Origin of the sequence: Extibacter sp. GGCC_0201, from assembly GCF_017566055.1 — a bacterium.
Classification (GTDB): Bacteria; Bacillota; Clostridia; order Lachnospirales; family Lachnospiraceae; genus Extibacter.
This window is the reverse complement of the sequence record NZ_JABFCH010000271.1, coordinates 1-210: the sequence shown is the minus strand read 5'-3', so window position 1 is coordinate 210 and position 210 is coordinate 1. Positions and strand designations below refer to the sequence as shown.

Here is a 210-nt window from a genome sequence, read left to right as displayed (position 1 = left end):
AAATCCAGATAATTCTAAGCCAAATCCTGCGGTTTCTGGATGGAAAATATCATTGCGGCGGACTGGAACAGCCCCATACTTATGCCGCAGTGAAACAAAGACCTGTTCATACTCCCTTGGGAACGGATATCCGGAAATTAGAAGAGTACCTGCAGAACGAAGCTGCAAAGGGGGATGTGACCTGCCTGGGAATTCTGTTAACCGGCTGCA

Annotated in this window: 1 pseudogene; it reads left to right on the top strand. The window is 48.1% G+C overall.

What is annotated here, in order from left to right:
• Positions 1–210 (top strand): annotated as a pseudogene (locus HJV72_RS19505) (site-specific integrase); the annotation flags it as partial.